Consider the following 16,935-nt stretch of genomic DNA (forward strand, 5'->3'; position numbering starts at 1 on the left):
CCCTTGTGGGCGGACGAGTAATCGACCCCACAGGAGGTATCACCCATGTCTGACCAGAAGAAGCTCACGGGACGCACCGTCGTCGTCCTGGCGACGGACGGCTTTGAAGACTCCGAACTGACCTCCCCGCGCGACGCGGTCTCCGACGCGGGAGCCACCGTCGTCATCGCCACGCCCGGTGGTGACACGATCACCGGAAAGAACGGCACCGACGTCCCCGCCGACGCCAGGACGGCCGATATCGAGGCCGCGACCGTCGACGCCATCCTGTTGCCGGGTGGCACGTCCAATGCGGACGCACTGCGCCTCGACGCGGACGCGGTATCCCTGGTGCGCAAGGTCGTCACCGCGGGCAAGCCGGTCGGCGTGATCTGTCACGGTGGCTGGATCCTCACGGACGCTGACGTGCTGAAGGGCAGGACGTTGACCTCCTTCCCGAGCCTGAAGACCGACCTGATCAATGCCGGTGCCACCTGGGTCGACGAAGAGGCGCACACTTGTGAGGGAACCGGGGGCGCCGGCACTATCGTCTCGTCCCGCACCCCGGATGACCTGCCGGCGTTCAACGACGCCGTGGTCGCAGCCTTCGCCAGCGCCTGACGCCAGCGCCCGGGGTCGTCTGTCTGTCGGTCCTTTCCGGATTCTCCTTTTCCGGGGCTACACACCCGCGGCCCGCGTGGCTAGGATCGGGGAATGAGTGGAATGCGACGCAGCAGACGCAGTACGTGGAAGCCTGTCCTCGCCCTCGGTGCCTCGGCAGCACTTCTCCTGGCAGGATGTCAGATGCCGGAGGATGACTCGGGTGGGGACGGAGACTCCACCACCGGCACAGCAGGAGCAGCCCATTCCAGCAACGCTGCCGAGCCCTCACCCACATCCGCTGCGCCAGCGACTCCGGACACCTGCGAAGAAGCGGAGCCGGCGTCCGGAGACGCCGGTGGCGAGGCGACAGCAGAACCATCTGCGACGATGTCAGAGTCTGCCTCAGCGTCTGCCTCAGCGGAGGCGGAACGCGACATCTCCACCAACCCGGAGATCGCCACGGGATTCCGCGAGGGGATGGCGCCGGTCCAGACCGACAACTTCTCTGTCGCCACCGCGAACCCCCTCGCCACAGAGGCGGCGTGTGAGGTGCTCCGTGACGGCGGTGATGCTGCGGATGCACTGGTCACCGCCCAGTTCGTCCTTGGTCTCGTAGAGCCCCAGGCTTCCGGAGTCGGCGGTGGCGGCTACATCCTCTACAACGACGCCGAGTCAGGGAACTTGACCGCCATCGACGGCCGCGAAACCGCACCCATCGCCGCCACCGGCACTTACCTCAGCCAGGTGTCCCGGGAGGACACCAGTGCCCCGACCCCCGATGCGCGACGCTCCGGACGCTCCATCGGAGTGCCCGGTGTTGTCGCCGCCCTCGGCGACCTGCATGAGCAACACGGCTCGACCGACTGGGCCGACCTGCTGGCACCGGCGGAAAGCATGGCGACCGACGGTTTCCGGATCAGTGAGAGGCTCTCGGCGTCCATCGACGACTCCGCTGAGGATCTCGCCCGCGACCAGGATGCCAGCACCTATTTCCTGGACAACGGTGGGAACGCCAAGAAGGCAGGGGACCTGCTGAAGAACCCGGAGTACGCCGCCACCCTCTCAACCCTCGCGGACGGTGGCGCCGACGCTCTCTACACCGGCGATCTTGCACGCCGCATCGTCGAACGCGTCAACAGTCGTGACGGCGGCACCACTCCCGGAAAGATGAGTACCGCCGACCTCGCCGCCTACTCGCCGGAGACCCACGACGCCGTGTGCGGCCCCTACCGTGACACGGTGGTCTGCGGGATGCCACCGTCGAGCTCGGGAGGGATCACCGTCCTCAGCGCCCTGGGCATCCTGGAGAACGCCGACCTGGAGCAGTACACCCCGTCGGTCGTGACCGCCGACGGCGCGGTCCCTGACGCTGACGCCGTCCACCTCATCAGCGAAGCGGAGCGGTTGGCTTACGCCGACCGCGACACCTATGTCGCAGACACCGCGTTCACTCCGTTGCCGGGTGATTCGCCGGACGCCTTGCTGGACAAGGACTACCTGCGCAGCAGATTCGACAGCATCGACCCGGAGACGTCGGTGGGGGAGGCCGATCCGGGTGAACTCGAGATGGCGATGGCCCGGGGTGCGGACCAGCCGGAAAACGGCACCAGTCACATCAGCGTCATCGACGGTGACGGCAACGCCGCATCAATGACCACCAGCGTGGAAGCCGCTTTCGGCTCATTTCACATGGTCGGCGGCTTCATGCTGAACAATCAGCTCACCGATTTCTCCGAGGACGCTGTCGATGAGGACGGCAACCCGGTGGCCAACCGGGTGGAGGGGGCGAAACGGCCCCGGTCCTCGATGGCGCCGATGATCATCTTCGACCGTCAAGACGGCCGTGACGCCAATGGCGGCAGCGCTGCCGCCGACGAGGCCCGCGGTGACGTTCGGATGGTGCTCGGTTCCCCCGGAGGAGCCGTGATTCCCCAGTTCGTCGTGAAGACGATCGTCGGTCTCGTCGACTGGGGTATGGACCCTCAGCAGGCCGTGAGCGCACCCAACTTCGGCGCACGGAACACCGAGGAGACGGGTATCGGAGGCGAGAATCCGCTGATCGGTGACGGTGGAGAGGCCGTGGACCGACTCATCACCGGTCTCGAGGACCGTGGCCACGACGTCAGTACCGAGGATCAGTCCAGCGGACTGTCGGCCATCGTCCGTCAGGAGGACGGCACGCTTATCGGCGGTGCAGACCCCCGCCGGGAGGGCATCGTCCTGGGCGGCTGAGCGGGACGGCGAGACCGGTACTACGTCGTCGACTCCGTGGCTCCTGCCCACTGGTTGATGCCCCGGTCCACCGCCCACCGGTCGATCTCGGTGAGCTCCTCGTCCGTGAAGTCCAGGTTCTCCAGGGCATCGAGGGAATCATCCAGCTGGTTCACCGAGGACGCTCCGATCAGGGCACTGGTGACCTCCGGACGCCGCAGTACCCAGGCGATTGCCATCTGCGCCAGCGACTGCCCGCGTCGCGCGGCGATGGCGTTCAGCGCGCGGATCGCCTCAAGCGTCTCGTCGGTGAGGAAGGACTCCGACATCTTGTGGTCGCCCAGGCGCGACCCTGCCGGTACGCCGTCGAGGTACTTCCCGGTCAGCAGTCCCTGCGCCAGAGCGGAGAAGGCGATGACGCCAAGCCCGGAGTCGGCACAGGTGGACAACAACTCGTCCTCGACCCATCTGTTGAACATGGAATAGGACGGTTGGTGGATGGTCAGAGGGGTTCCCAGGTCGCGGGCCACCTCCGCTGCCTGCCGGGTGAGGGCGGGGGAGTAGGAGCTGATGCCCACGTACAGCGCCCGGCCTGAGCGCACGAGGTGGTCCAGGGCGCTGACAGTCTCCTCGACGGGTGTCTCGGGGTCCGGGCGATGGTGGTAGAAGATGTCGACGTAGTCTAGGCCCATCCGCGCCAGGGAGGCGTCGCAGCTGGCCACCAGGTACTTCCGCGAGCCACCGAAGCCGTAGGGGCCGTCCTGCATGTACCACCCGGCCTTGGAACTGATGACCAGCTCATCCCGGTAGGGGCGGAAATCGGACGCGAGGATCCGTCCGAAGTTCTCCTCGGCCGATCCGGCCGGCGGCCCGTAGTTGTTCGCCAGATCAAAATGCGTCACACCCCGGTCGAAGGCATGTCGGAGGATGGCACGCTGGGTGTCGAGTGGGCGGTCAGCACCGAAGTTGTGCCACAGACCGAGGGTGATCGCCGGGAGTTTCAGCCCGGAACTCCCACTGCGGTTGTAGGGCATACTGCCGTAGCGGTCATCGGCGGCGCGGTAGATATCAGGGAAGATGTCACTCATGGACGCCGAGGGTACGCGTCATCGTGTATCCTGCGTATCACTTACATTCACTACCTGAAGGAGTTGAGCGTCCACCATGGACGATGGCCCTTGTCCGAGTATGAAGGGCGGCCACAGCCGCCCGCCCCGTGCAACGTCTGCACCGGCCTCAGGGGGTGACCGGTGAGCCCGTTGCTGATGCTGTTGCTCGGCATCGTCCTCATCCTGGCCCTCATCGTCGCCAACGGTTACTTCGTCGCCCAGGAATTCGCCTACATGTCGGTCGACCGGGCGCGGCTGCGTGCCCTGTCCGCGGACGGTGACGCTTCCGCCGGGCGTGCTCTCGCCGTGACCAGACGGACGAGCTTCATGCTCTCCGGTGCCCAGCTGGGTATCACCGTCACCGGCCTGCTCGTCGGTGAGCTTGCCGAGCCACTGATCGGCGGCTCGGTGGGGGAGATAATCGGTGGCGCGGGGACTGCCGCGGTCGCCGCGACCGTCACGCTGCTTGTCGCCACTGTGGTCCAGATGATCTTCGCCGAGCTGTACCCGAAGAACCTCGCCATCGCGGCACCGGAACCGTTGGCCCGCGCGCTCGCCCGGTCGACACAGGTCTACCTGTTCCTCTTCGGCTGGCTCATCGCCTTCTTCGACTGGTCGAGCAACGCTCTGCTGCGGCTGGTGGGTGTCACCCCGGTGGAAGACGTGGACTCCACCGCAGACCGGAAGGACCTGGGGCGCATCGTCGCCGATTCCCGGGCCTCCGGTGACCTGCCCCGGGACCTGTCGATGCTCATCGACCGTATCCTGGACTTTCCGGAACGCACCGTCGAACATGCGATGGTCCCGCGCGCACGGCTGGGTGAGATGGATCCCGGCACCACCGTGGCCGAGGCCCGTACCCGGATGTCCGGTGGGCACACCCGCTACCCCGTGCTGGGATCGGTGGAGGACGAGGAGACACACGAGGAAGAGGAGAAGCTCTACGGTGTCCTGCACCTGGAGGACGTCCTCGACCCGGATCTCGACCCGGAGACCACGGTCGGAACCCTCGTACGTGAATCTGTGGTGGTGCCCGAGGTGATGGCACTTCCGGACGCCCTGATTGCCCTGGAGGAGTCTGACAACCGACTGGCCTGCGTCGTCGACGAGTACGGCGGTGTGTCCGGCGTGCTCACCGCCGAGGATCTGGCGGAGGAGCTCGTCGGTGAGCTCACCGACGAACACGATGCCCCGGAACACCACATCAGTCGCGAAGACGGTGTCCCCGGTGACGTCGAAACATGGCGGATCGCCGGGGACGAGCACCTCGACGAGGTATCGCGTGTCCTTGATGTGCGATTGCCCGACGGCGAATTCGAGACGCTCGCGGGCCTGGTCATCGAGGAACTCGGCTCACTGCCGGAGGTCGGCGACATCATTCCGGTGCCGTTGCCGAGGGATCCACGGGAGGTCGTCGACGACCGGCCGCAGAACCGGGTCCTCATCGCCGAGGTGACCGAGATCGGTAACCACGTGCCCACTGAACTCCTCGTCCACCTGGAGGTGACCGAATATGAATGATCTGACCGTGATCCTGGTGACGCTGTTGCTTCTGGTGGCGAGCGCGTTCTTCGTGATGGTCGAGTTCGCGCTGCTCGGCGCACGACGTCACCGTCTCGAGGAGATCGCCGACACAAGTGTGGCAGCCAGAGCCGCGCTCCGTGGTGTCAACGAACTGACCGTGATGCTCGCGGTCGCCCAGTTGGGTATCACCGCCTGTACGTTCGCCCTCGGTGCAGTGACCAAACCGGCCGTGTCGGGCTGGCTGAACCCGCTGTTCACCGCCTGGGGTATCCCGGACGGGGCTGCGTACACCGTGTCGTTCCTGGTTGCCTTGCTCATCGTCACCTTCCTGCACCTGGTGATCGGGGAGATGGCGCCGAAGTCGTGGGCGATCGCGTTCCCGGAGCGTGCTGCACGCCTGGTGTCGCTGCCGGCACGCGGTCTTGCCTGGATCCTGCGACCTCTGCTGCTGTGGATGAACCGGGTGGCGAACCGCCTGGTGAAGCTCTCCGGGGTGGAGCCCGTCGACCGTGCCGCGGCCGCGGGCCATGACGCTGCCACACTGCGTCACCTGGTTGCCCACTCCGCGGAGGAAGGTGCTCTGGAGGCAGAGTTCCAGTCGCAGATCGCCGGTGCCCTGGATCTGCAGCAACGGACCCTCGGCGAGCTCCCGGGGACGAGGGTTCCCCACCTGCCGTCATCGGCGACGGTGGCAGAGGTACAGGACGCCGCCCGCGACACCGCGCAGATGCGTGTCCTGCTGGAGGCGTCGCAGGACGGGGCCCAGATGCGCGTACTGCATGTGCGCGACACCCTGCCGGAGGCCAGGACCTCTCCAGTCGCCCCGTTGGCCCGCGAGTTGCTGGTGCTGCCGGCATCGATGCCGGTCTACGAGGCGTTTCACCGGATGAGGGAGGAGAGCGAGCAGCTCGTCGGCGTCCGTAATGACGTCGACAGTGGACAGGCGGCGGATGACGCACTGCTGCCCAGGGTGGTCACCCTGCCCGAGATCCTTGCCTTCGTCCTGCCCCGGGAACCGGGTGCCGGCCGGGGACGTACTGCACAGTCGGCATCCTGATCGCCGCCAGCAGCACCCCCGGACAGGTGGTGTCTCTGGCCCTGGGGAAATAGGCACCATGTGGTGCACAGGTATCGGCCTGATTCCATGCACAGGATGGTGCCTTTTCAGAGCACCTCCAGAGTCTTGCCGGGGACATACCGGGGCGTACACCTACGCCTCGGGAACCAGGCGCTCCGGGATCCGCATGCCGATGATCTCGTCACGGGTCAGCGCCCCGTCCGCCAGGACCTCCGCGCACACATACCGGGCGCGGTCCTCCGGAAGGGGGATCCTGCGGACGTGGCTGAGGACGGAGTTCAGGCGTCCGTCGGAGGCAGTGACATTGTCGGGGCCGCCCCAGGCCCGCCACGCCACCGCGGTGGTCAGAGAGACCAGGGTGATTCCGGCGGGTTCGTACGGCGGGGCCGCCTCGGACTCTGACCGGGGCGTCGTTGAACCGTCGACGGAGAACGCACGGCTCGCCTCGCGTCCCTTCCGGGGGCGCACATGCAGGTCCTGCTGCCCGATCCCCACAACGGTGCCGTCAGGGTTGCTGATCACCGAGGTGTAACTGACGTTGTCGTACCCGTCCGCGGCGACACGTTGGCGGATGCGGGCGACCATCTCGTCGTCCACATCGACCATGAGGGCGGCACCGTCCTGGCCCGGGTTGAGGAACTGGAAGGTACCCGTCCGGGTCCATGCCTCATAGTCAGAGCCCAGGCGCCGCATCACCAGGGTTCCGAACAGGATATCGGTCATGGCGAACAACGTGCCGCCGAACGCGGCGTTGTTCGGGGTGCGGTTCATCGGGCTGAGGCGGAGTACGACCTCCCCGTGGGACCAGTCCTCGGCGATGTTGCGGAACTTCACCCCGGACCCCGCGAGGGGTGGCCAGAACCGGGTGACCTGCTGCAGTCCACGAGGCGTCGAGAAGACGTAGCGGGTGATGTAGCTTTCCACCGACCGGTAGATCCGCACCGGCAGCGGCCGACGGCGTCCCTGGCCAGGGCGGGTGCGCTGCATGGTCACGACCCACCGTCCCGGGTGTCTCCCGGAGCTGTCTCCGGCAGGAGCCGTTCGGGGATGTGCAGTTCCAGGATCTGCTCCCGGGTCAGCGCCCCGGTGTCGAGAGCCTCGGCGGCGACGTACCGGGCCTGGTCTTCGGGCTGCGGGATGCGTCGCGCATGGCTGAGCACGGAGTTGAGCTGGCCACCACGGTCCGAGGCATCGTCAGCGCTGCCCCAGGCGCGCCAGGCGACGGCGGTGACCAGTGACGCCAGGGTGATGCCACGCGGTTCCAGCGGCGGTGCGGACTCCCCGATGCCACGGGCGGTGGTGGAGCCGTCCTTGGAGGTCGGACGGCTGGCCTCGCGTCCCTTGCGGGGACGGACGTGCAGGTCCTGTTGCCCGATGCCCACGACCGTGCCGTCGGGGTTGCGGATCACCGAGGTGAAGGCGACGTTGTAGTAGCCGTGGTCCGACACCTTGTCGACGATGTCCGCGATCAGTGCATCGTCAACGTCCACGACAAGTTTCGCGCCGTTGCGGCCCGGGTTCAGATACTGGAAGCTTCCCGTCCTGGTCCACGCCTCGTAGTCCTTACCGAGGCGTTTCATCACCAGCGTGCCGAACAGGATGTCGGTCATGGCGAACAAGGTGCCTCCGAAGGCGGCACCGTGCATGTTGCGGTTCAACGGGCCCAGACGCAGGATCACGTCACCCCGGGACCAGTCATCGGCGATGTTGCGGATCTTTACCCCGGCACCGGCCAAGGGTGGCCAGACGTCGAGGGAACGCTCGAAGGCCTGGGGGCCCGAGAACACACGCTTCATGACCTGCCCCTGGGCCTTACGGACCAACTGACGGGCTCGGGAGGGGTTTGTTCGCGAAGTCATAATATCCGTAACACTACATTCTGCCTCTGGCCCGCGAGAACATTTATGTGAACATGGCGAGCTTCGCGAGGGCAGCGTACTCTGAGACAGTGAAAGGAGCGATTCACACCATGAGTAACTTCACTGTCCCGGGCCTGTCCGAAGGCGACGCCAAGCAGGTCATCGACATTCTGCAGGAGAGGCTCACCGCCTACAACGACCTGCACCTGATCCTCAAGCACGCACACTGGAACGTTGTCGGACCGACGTTCATCGGTGTCCATGAGATGCTCGACCCGGAGGTTGAGCGCGTCCGTGGCGACGCTGACGATGTCGCCGAGCGCATCGCTGCCCTCGGTGGCGAGCCCGTCGGCACCCCGGACTCCCACGCCCCGGGCCGCGACCCGCTGCAGTACCCGATCAACAAGGGCACCGTCCAGCAGCATCTCTCTGCGCTGAACGAGGTTTACGACAAGGTCATCGTCGACACCCGCGAGGCGGATTCCGCCGTGGACCAGCTTGACCCGGTCACCGAGGATCTCATCGTGGGCCAGGTCCGCGAAATGGAGAAGTTCCAGTGGTTTATCCGTGCCCACCTCGAGGACGGTAACGGCAACATCTCCGGTGGCGCATAGTCGCACCGTCCGTTCCCCGGTTAGCCTCCGGGGTTAGCTACCAGTGAGCCGCTGTCAGCCCTGTAGGGTTGTCAGCGGCTTCCCGGTATCTCGGGGAGGTCCGCTCAGCGGGCGACCCTACGCTTGCCCCCGTTTCTTGCCCTGACCCCTGCGCCATTCACTGCGCCAACCTCTGGCCCGGCACCTTACGGAGTTGATTCCACCCCATGACCATTGCCGCATCGTCGCGTCCCGACGCCTCCCGAGGTTCTGCGGATCTGCCACGGCGTGTGCCGCGGACCCGGAGGGGACAGATCATCGCCGGTGCCGTCGCGCTGCTGGGGATGGTGTTGCTGGTCTGGCAGGTGGTGGGGGTGGTCGGGCACTTCCGGGAGAATTTCCTCCTGGACGTCGGTGTCTTCCGTGATGCAGGGCGGGCCATCGTCGAGGGGGGCGGACTCTACGGGGACGATTTTGACTCACGCAGCGGTTTCGCCTTCATCTACCCGCCGTTGGCGGCCGCGCTGTTCGTGCCGCTGACCTGGTTCGACGAAGGCCTGATGGAGACCCTCTGGACGATGGCCTCCCTGGTGGCGGCCTGGGGCGTGCTGGCGATGGTCGCCGATCGGCTACGACTGCGGTGGGCGCCACTGGTGGCGGTGCCCATGCTGGGTTTCGCCCTGTGCCTGGAGCCGCTGCAGACCCACCTGATGTACGGCCAGATCAACGTCTTTCTCGTGGCGATGGTCACGGCTGACCTGTTGGGGTACACGCCCCGGTGGTTGCGAGGAGCCGGTGTGGGTCTGGCGGCGGGCATCAAGATCACCCCGGCGGCTTATGCGCTGGTGTTCCTGGTCTCGCGACGATGGGGTGACCTGGCACGGTCGGCGGGGACGTTCCTGCTCACCGTGGTTCTCGGTTGGGTGATGCGACCAACGGAATCCCTGTTCTACTGGACCGAGGAATTCTTCAACGGCGACCGTGGCGGCCCGCCGGAGTTCAACGCCAACCAGGCGATCACCGGATTGCTGGCCAAGGCGGGCATGGACGGCGAACTGGCGCAGACCGTGATGATCCCGGGACTGCTGGTCATCGCCGTGGTGTCCGGGTGGGCAGCATGGCGGTTGGTTCGGGCCGGGCGTCCGGTCACCACGCTGTTGCTGCTCATTCTGGCGGTCAGCATCTCCGCTCCGGTGGCGGTGACGCACCACTGGACTGGCATTATCGTTGCCGTCGGTCTGCTGGTGTCGCTGGTGCTGGGGGTCGAGGGACAGCCGAGGGACCGGCTGACACTGGTGGCCGTGTCGGTCCTGCTGATGGCGAACCTGCTGCTCGACAACAGCGTGGGTACGCGTGAACCGCTCTACCGCATGTTCGAGGGCACCTGGTTGCTGGAGAATGTGCAGGGGATCGCCGGTATCGTGTGCTTCGTCCTGCTGCTCGTAGTCGCACGGCGGGCCACTCCGGTGGCCGAATAACACCGCTGTCGTTCTGCCCCTTAGTATGTGACCCGTAACTATCACACCAGACTCAGGGGTCACATGAGGTTCTTCGGGCGGCCGGTCGCCGTCGTACTCGCCACCACGGCTGCGCTTGCCCTGTCGTCCTGCGACGACACCGGGGACAGTGCTGCCGGGGCAGCCGGTGTCACCACGGAGGCGCCGCAGCTGACGGGGTCCGGCACCACAGAGGCCGGCGAGACGGGTGAGCGCGGGGGCCCCGGTGATGACCGGGATTCTGATGTCGCGGCCGGTCACGCAGACCCCGCGGTGCAGGACGCCGTCACGACCCTGGCGACCCTGGAGGTCAAGGGGCGGGCGCCGAAGACCGGCTACAGCCGGGATGAATTCGGCCAGCGGTGGAAAGACACCGACCGCAACGGCTGCGACCAACGTAACGACGTCCTGGCCAGGGATATGTCCGATGTGCACCGGGAGGGGCCGTGCAAGGTCCTCACGGGGACCCTCGAGGACCCCTACACCGCCACAACGATCAACTTCGTGCGGGGTCAGGACACCAGTACAGACGTGCACATCGACCATGTCGTCGCAATGTCTGACGCCTGGCAGAAGGGTGCCCAGCAGCTCAGCGCCGAGCGACGCGAAGAGTTCGCCAATGACCATCTCAACCTCCTCGCCGTCGACGGTCCGGCGAACATGCAGAAGGGTGACGGGGACGCCGCCACCTGGCTACCGGCGAACCGGGCGTTCCGGTGCAGCTACGTGTCCACACAGGTGCAGGTCAAGGCGAAGTACGGTCTCTGGGTGACCGCTGCTGAACGGGATGCCATCAGCCGTGAGCTGGAGAAATGCGGGGCGGACACCGTCGCGCCGGTCGATGAGGTTCCGGCACCGGCGGTTGAGCCTGAGCCAGCTCCTGAACCGGAGCCCGCCGTCCCCGCGGCGGAACCGGGTGGGGATGTCTACTACGAGAACTGCACCGCGGCCCGCGCCGCTGGTGCGGCACCGCTCCTGCGAGGCGAACCCGGGTACCGGCCGCAGATGGACGGCGACAACGACGGTGTCGCCTGCGAGTGAGTGCTCCGACTCTCGTCAGGGGGCGAGAGCAGGAGAGTCGGAGAGGTTTACAGCAGCTGCCAGGCTGCCGCTGCGGCAAGTGCACCGACGGCATTGAGCGCCCAGTGCAGCCCGATCGGGGCGATCACACTGCCAGTGTGGTGGCGTAGCCAGGTCAATCCGGCGCCCGCGGCGGCGGTGGCGACCACAGCGGCGCCTACGCCCGTCCACTGGGCCGCAGTTCCCGACCCCAGGAAGGCGGTGAGCCCGGCGTTGCTCGCCGTCAGATTCAGCGAGCTGGCGATATGCCACAGACCGAAGAGCAGGGAACTGCCGATGAACACCAGCTTCGTCCCACCCATGCGTGCCAGCGTGCCGTGCAGTACCCCGCGGAACGCCAGCTCCTCCGGCAGGACGGTCTGCAGGGGGATGATGACCAGGGCGGCGATGAGAGCTGTGCGCAGGCTCGCGTACGATTCGTTGAAGAAGAACTCCCTGGTGAACGGCAGTGCGACGGCGATGCCCACACCCACGACGACCAGGGCGGCCGCGCCCAGGCCGTAGAGCAGCCCACGACCGTGCGTGTGACGCCCCAGGCCGAGGTCGCGCCAGGTCATGCCGTTGGCACGGGCGATGACCAGGAGAATCGCGACACCGACGGGGACGGTCGTGGCAACGGCGGCCAGCTGTGAGAAGTGCGCGGTGATGTTGATCACCGCCAGGGCGGTGATGACCGCGATGACATTGAGGATGTCGCGCGTGCGGATGCGCCGCGGGGAGATCACGGCGGTGGCGGCAGCGGCGGTGGTGCGGCGCCGACGCAGAAAGGAAGACGGGGTGAAACGTGTGGTGGTCAGGCTCATTGCTCTCCCACGTTATACCTGTGGCGACCCCGGTCGCGAGCCCGCGGACGCTGTCGGGGCGGATCGACATGGACTCCAGACGCGCCTGCCAGCAAACCCCCAGGAACATGGTGATCTGTTCAACGTGACGGGGCGGGAATGGATATCGGGACCCGTGGCGTTAAAGTATGGACACAACAGATAGACAGATAAGTCTGTCCGGCTCCGTGCATCGACGGGGACCGGGACAGAGTCAGGGTGCTCGCCACGCAGGGCCCAGAGAGTCAGGTAAACGCGTATGTCGACAACACAGGAACACCGGACCGGCCGTATACCCGGCTGGCTCACCGGGTTCGGAGCGCAGGTCATCGCCGGCCTCGTCATCGGGCTGATCCTCGGGTTCATTGCCCGCGCCCAGGGAGCAGACCTCCCGGAGGACGACCAGAGCTGGCTCGGTACTCTTCTCGACGAGGTCGGGTCCACCTACGTCACACTGCTGAAGTTGATGATCCCGCCGTTGATCATCGCTGCGGTGATCACCTCGGTGGCGAACCTGCGCAAGGTCGCCAATGCCGCACGGCTGGCCATCAGCACATTGATCTGGTTCGCGATCACCGCCTTCTTCTCCGTGCTCGTCGGCATCGGGGTCGGACTCGTGATGAAGCCGGGTGAGGGGACCTCGGTGGACGCCTCCAGCGCTGCCGAGCCGTCCAGCTCCGGCTCCTGGCTCGGTTTCCTCGAGTCCATCGTCCCGGACAACATCCTGGGACTCGCCGCCTCCGCCAACTCGGACGGGGACATCGGACTGAGCTTCAACGTGCTGCAGCTGCTGGTCATCTCCATCGTGCTCGGTGTGGCCGCGGTGAAGGCCGGCAAGTCCGCTGAACCGTTCCTGGCCGTCACGGAGTCGCTGCTCACCGTGGTGCAGAAGGTGCTGTGGTGGATCATCCGCCTCGCCCCGATCGGCACGGGCGCGTTGATCGGTCACGCCGTCTCCGACTACGGGTGGGACGCCCTGGGGTCGCTCGGTAAGTTCGTGCTTGCCATCTACATCGGCCTGGCGATCGTCATGCTCGTCATCTACCCGGCCGTGCTCGCGTTCAACGGTCTGCCTGTGATCGGCTTCTTCCGTCGTGTGTGGCCGGTGACGTCCCTGGGATTCATCACCCGCTCCTCGATGGGCGTGATGCCGGTGACCCAGCGTGTCACGGAGCGTTCCATGGGTGTTCCCACCGAGTACGCGTCCTTCGCCGTGCCCCTGGGTGCGACCACGAAGATGGACGGTTGCGCCGCGGTCTACCCGGCGATCGCCGCCCTGTTCGTCGCCCAGTTCTACGGCATCGACCTCGGCTTTACCGACTACCTGCTGATCATCTTCGTGTCTGTGATCGGATCGGCCGCCACTGCCGGTACCACCGGGGCTACCGTGATGCTCACGCTGACGCTGTCGACGCTGGGCCTGCCGCTCGCTGGTGTCGGCCTGTTGCTCGCCATCGAGCCGATCATCGACATGGGGCGCACGGCCGTGAATGTCACCGGCCAGTCGTTGGCGGCGACCGTGGTCGCGAAGCGGGCCGGGATCTGGGACCGGGAGATCTGGGACGCCGCGCAGGAAGGCGGATTCGAAAGTGCCGCCGGGGAGGACAGCCACCGGGCGCATATCGACCAGGAGCCAGTAGGGGCTTCAGAGGAGAACGCGGTCACCGACAGGGCCGATTCTTCCGTGCGGAGCTGATATCGCGGGTGCCTGCCGCTGCCGAGCCCTCCACGTGGAGGACGGGCTGAACGGGAAGTAGCTAACCGGTCAGCCGTACCTGCGACCAGGCTTCACGGAGTTCCGGGACAGGGTCGGCGACCGTCTGCTCCCCGGCGTCGAAGATCTGGGTGGCGAAGCCGTCCCGGTAGGGTGTCCAGCCCGGATCACCACGGTGAATGAATCGGCGCCACCGCTGCTGCATCACCGTGGTCGTCGCCGCCATCCGGTCCCGCCCGCCCAGGGCCAGCGCGCCGGGACCGCGTCCCGAGTCGTAGCGTCCGAAGAGGATCGGCAGGTCCAGGGCGTGGGTTGCTCCGATACCCGAGACATTCAGGGACGGGGTGGACAGGTCCAACCGGTACATCCAGGCGCGGCCCGAGGGGTGCTGGTCGGCAAGTCGCATCGACGGGGCCGTGAACAGGGCATCTCCGATGAAACGTCCGGCGTCCCCGCGGCGTCGACCGTCGGAGTAGAACCTCGACAGGATATCCGGGGCACGGTCGCCGTCGATGAGTGACGCGAACCCCTGGGTCTGCCCCTGCAGGGCGCGCCGGGACACGCGGTTCCAGCGCATCAGAACATACTCATCGAGGTTGGTGCCGATGAGCAGTGGCACGTCCAGCTGTGCTGCCGGTTCAAGGGGGTGCTGTGGTAGCAGGTCATCGATCACCGGTGCGAAGGCGCCGGCAATTCCTGCAGTACCCCAGGAGGCGGCGTTGAGCTTCTCGGTCAGCCACGCAAGATCCTGGTGCGGGGCGCTCAGCGGATTCGCATCGGGGCGTTCGCTGAAGATGTCCAGCGCGGTGTTGCCGAGATGCCGGGCCTGGTCGGGGGAGTGGACCATGGCCCCGGCGGGGGACTGGGCGATGAATCCGGCGATCAGGCCGTCCATGCGCGGTGATGCACTCAGCGCGGTCACCATGGCGCCTCCGCTGGACTCACCCATGACGGTGATGCGGGAGGGATCACCGCCGAAGCAGCGGGCGTTGGCGTGCACCCATTCGATGGCGGTGATGATGTCGGAGAGCCCCGCATTGGTCTCGTACCGGTCGGTGTCGAGGGAGTCTGCGTGCCCCAGGGCGAGCTGGCCGAGAACGCCGACCCGGTAGTTCACGGCGACGTAGACGGCGTCGGTGGCGGCGGCGAAGTACTCGCCGGAGAGCAGGGGCTCGCGGGCGGAGCCGTGAATGTTGGAGCCGCCGTGCAGGTACACGACGACGGGACGGTTCGCTTCCTCGTCGATGACGCCACCGGTGCCTGGTGTGGTGCCGCTGCGGGGGACAACCACGTTGAGCCAGAGGCAGTCCTCGGAGCCGATCCACCCGTGACGGGCGTCGCGCCATTGACTGCAGTAGTCGCCGGGACGGTCGGCGAGGAGGGTACCCTCCCAGGGCGTCTTCGGGACGGCCCGCCGGAAGCGGCGGGCACCGAGGGGCGGTTCAGCGTAGGGGACACCCCGAAAGGCCACGCCGTGGTTGACGGCGTGGCCTCGGAGGTCACCGGTGGTCGTGGTCACGGTCCACCGGTCGGCGACGGTCGTGCGGAGCGTGTGTGGTCCCTGATGCATGGGGACCAGCCTATCCCTCAGGTGGAGGAGGGGATGAGTGTTTCATCGGTGAAGAACTCCGATTCGACCTCGTTCAGGGTCATGCCCAGAGCATTCTTCGCCTTGCGGACGATCGGGCTGCGTCCCACGGTGGTGATACCGGAAACGACGGACTCGCCGCCGGACCGGGATTCCAGGCTGAAGACCACAAGCTCATCCTCGTCGCTGGTCAGGACTAATTCGTGGTCGGACGGGTGGCTGGAGGGGCCGGGCTGGCCGCTCTGCACCGGGCGGCCGGTGGCACCCAGGAGGTTCAGCATGAGCCCGTACTGACGGGACCAGCCCTTCGGTGGGCTGAGGAGGAAGCGGTCGGTCTCCTGTCCGGCCATCGTCAGCCCGACGATGCCGCCGAGCAGACGCGCGGAGCCTTCGTCCTCGGGGAGGGTGACGGTTCCGTCTTCGGCGTGGATCTCGACGCAGTCGCCTGCGGCCCAGACGCCGGGGACGGAGGTGCGGCCGTACTCGTCGATGACGATTCCGCGTCCGACGTCCAGACCGGCGGAGCGGGCCAGGGAAATGTCACGGTCAAGCCCGACGGAGACGACCACGACCGCCGGATCCAGTTCGGCGACGGTCGCGCTGAGCTCGTCGTCGGACAGCCCGCACCGGATGTCGATGCTGTGAGCGGTGTGCTTGTCGCGCAACCATCCGGCCGCGGCGGCGGGCAGAATGCGGCGGCAGATGTCGTCCTGCGCTTCCAGCACGGTGACGGTGGCCTCGGTGAGCGATGCCGCGGCTGCCGCGGCCTCAAGCCCCAGGATTCCTGCGCCGACGATGACGACGTTGTCGCCGGACGTCAGGGCGGTGAGAGATTCCCGCAGGGAGGTCGAGTGCTCCGGAGTGCGGATGTAGTGGACGTTGCGTCCGTCGAGCCACGGGGTGTCGAGGTGCCGTGGCGAGGCTCCGGTGGCGAAGATCAGCTGATCCCAGGAGTACTGCTCGCCGTTGACGGTGAGGGTGCGGTCAGTGGTGTCCACGGCGGTGACATCGCTGGACAGGTGCAGTGAAACGTCGATGTTGTCGGAGCCGTCGAAGACTGCACCGGGCAGGGCGACGTCTTCGGCACCTTTGCCGTCGATGAGGATGTCCTTGTTCACGGACGGACGACGGTACGGCCGGTGGGCCTCGCGGGTGAAGATGTCCACAGTGGTGGAGCCGACGGTGTCCCCGGCCGCAGCGAGGAAGGCCTTGAGCGCCGAGTGGGCGGCCACGCCGCCGCCAATGACGGCGATGCGCTGGTGGTCGGGTTGAGTCATGTG

At 66.7% G+C, this 16,935-nt stretch carries 14 protein-coding genes; 8 read left to right on the forward strand and 6 right to left on the reverse strand.

Annotated elements, in window-relative coordinates:
• Positions 1-45: 45 nt before the first annotated feature.
• Positions 46-600, forward strand: coding sequence for a type 1 glutamine amidotransferase domain-containing protein (locus CGLY_RS00980; RefSeq protein WP_038545315.1), 555 nt, complete (start codon positions 46-48; stop codon positions 598-600).
• Positions 601-702: 102 nt separating this feature from the next.
• Complete coding sequence (gene ggt / locus CGLY_RS00985) at positions 703-2,814, forward strand: gamma-glutamyltransferase (protein WP_407080817.1); 2,112 nt, start codon at positions 703-705, stop codon at positions 2,812-2,814.
• A 20-nt stretch (positions 2,815-2,834) separates the two neighbouring features.
• Here ggt and mgrA read toward each other — a convergent pair whose 3' ends face one another.
• Positions 2,835-3,881, reverse strand: coding sequence for an L-glyceraldehyde 3-phosphate reductase (gene mgrA / locus CGLY_RS00990; RefSeq protein WP_038545318.1), 1,047 nt, complete (start codon positions 3,879-3,881; stop codon positions 2,835-2,837).
• A gap of 162 nt (positions 3,882-4,043) precedes the next feature.
• Here mgrA and CGLY_RS00995 point away from each other — a divergent pair, with 162 nt between their 5' ends.
• The gene (locus tag CGLY_RS00995) at positions 4,044-5,423 is read left to right on the forward strand and encodes a hemolysin family protein (protein ID WP_227590326.1); all 1,380 of its coding nucleotides are present in this window, start codon (positions 4,044-4,046) and stop codon (positions 5,421-5,423) included.
• Positions 5,416-6,483 carry a CNNM domain-containing protein gene (locus CGLY_RS01000; RefSeq protein WP_038545323.1) on the forward strand — a complete coding sequence of 356 codons (1,068 nt, stop codon included), beginning with the start codon at positions 5,416-5,418 and terminating at the stop codon, positions 6,481-6,483. Before CGLY_RS00995 ends, CGLY_RS01000 begins: the two co-directional genes overlap by 8 nt.
• Before the next feature lie 153 nt (positions 6,484-6,636).
• On the opposite strand, the gene CGLY_RS01005 is transcribed toward CGLY_RS01000, so the two are convergent.
• Together CGLY_RS01005 and CGLY_RS01010 are read right to left on the reverse strand one after the other, a co-directional pair.
• A complete protein-coding gene (locus tag CGLY_RS01005) occupies positions 6,637-7,491 on the reverse strand; it encodes a PaaI family thioesterase (protein ID WP_038545326.1) in 855 nt (284 codons plus the stop codon).
• Positions 7,492-7,493: 2 nt separating this feature from the next.
• A complete protein-coding gene (locus CGLY_RS01010) occupies positions 7,494-8,363 on the reverse strand; it encodes a PaaI family thioesterase (protein ID WP_052539416.1) in 870 nt (289 codons plus the stop codon).
• A 110-nt stretch (positions 8,364-8,473) separates the two neighbouring features.
• Between CGLY_RS01010 and dps the strand changes: the two genes are divergently transcribed.
• From dps to CGLY_RS01025, 3 genes are all read left to right on the forward strand, one after another.
• Positions 8,474-8,977, forward strand: a complete 504-nt coding sequence (dps, locus tag CGLY_RS01015) for a DNA starvation/stationary phase protection protein Dps (protein WP_038545329.1) — start codon at positions 8,474-8,476, stop codon at positions 8,975-8,977.
• A gap of 206 nt (positions 8,978-9,183) precedes the next feature.
• Positions 9,184-10,434: a glycosyltransferase 87 family protein gene (locus CGLY_RS01020; RefSeq protein ID WP_052539418.1), complete on the forward strand. Its 1,251-nt coding sequence runs from the start codon at positions 9,184-9,186 to the stop codon at positions 10,432-10,434.
• Between the two features lie 63 nt (positions 10,435-10,497).
• Entirely contained in the window at positions 10,498-11,493 is a 996-nt protein-coding gene (locus CGLY_RS01025; protein ID WP_038545333.1) for a GmrSD restriction endonuclease domain-containing protein, read from the forward strand.
• A gap of 47 nt (positions 11,494-11,540) precedes the next feature.
• Here CGLY_RS01025 and CGLY_RS01030 read toward each other — a convergent pair whose 3' ends face one another.
• Positions 11,541-12,335 (reverse strand): CPBP family intramembrane glutamic endopeptidase, encoded by a 795-nt coding sequence (locus tag CGLY_RS01030; RefSeq protein WP_081803715.1) that lies wholly within the window; start codon positions 12,333-12,335, stop codon positions 11,541-11,543.
• Between the two features lie 277 nt (positions 12,336-12,612).
• Between CGLY_RS01030 and CGLY_RS01035 the strand changes: the two genes are divergently transcribed.
• Positions 12,613-14,049, forward strand: coding sequence for a dicarboxylate/amino acid:cation symporter (locus CGLY_RS01035; RefSeq protein ID WP_038545336.1), 1,437 nt, complete (start codon positions 12,613-12,615; stop codon positions 14,047-14,049).
• 61 nt (positions 14,050-14,110) lie between these two features.
• Here CGLY_RS01035 and CGLY_RS01040 read toward each other — a convergent pair whose 3' ends face one another.
• Both CGLY_RS01040 and CGLY_RS01045 read right to left on the reverse strand, forming a co-directional pair.
• Positions 14,111-15,637, reverse strand: coding sequence for a carboxylesterase/lipase family protein (locus CGLY_RS01040; protein ID WP_038545339.1), 1,527 nt, complete (start codon positions 15,635-15,637; stop codon positions 14,111-14,113).
• Between the two features lie 17 nt (positions 15,638-15,654).
• Positions 15,655-16,932 carry an NAD(P)/FAD-dependent oxidoreductase gene (locus tag CGLY_RS01045; protein WP_081803716.1) on the reverse strand — a complete coding sequence of 426 codons (1,278 nt, stop codon included), beginning with the start codon at positions 16,930-16,932 and terminating at the stop codon, positions 15,655-15,657.
• Positions 16,933-16,935 lie beyond the last annotated feature (3 nt).

The organism is Corynebacterium glyciniphilum AJ 3170, from assembly GCF_000626675.1.
Taxonomy (GTDB): domain Bacteria; phylum Actinomycetota; class Actinomycetes; order Mycobacteriales; family Mycobacteriaceae; genus Corynebacterium; species Corynebacterium glyciniphilum.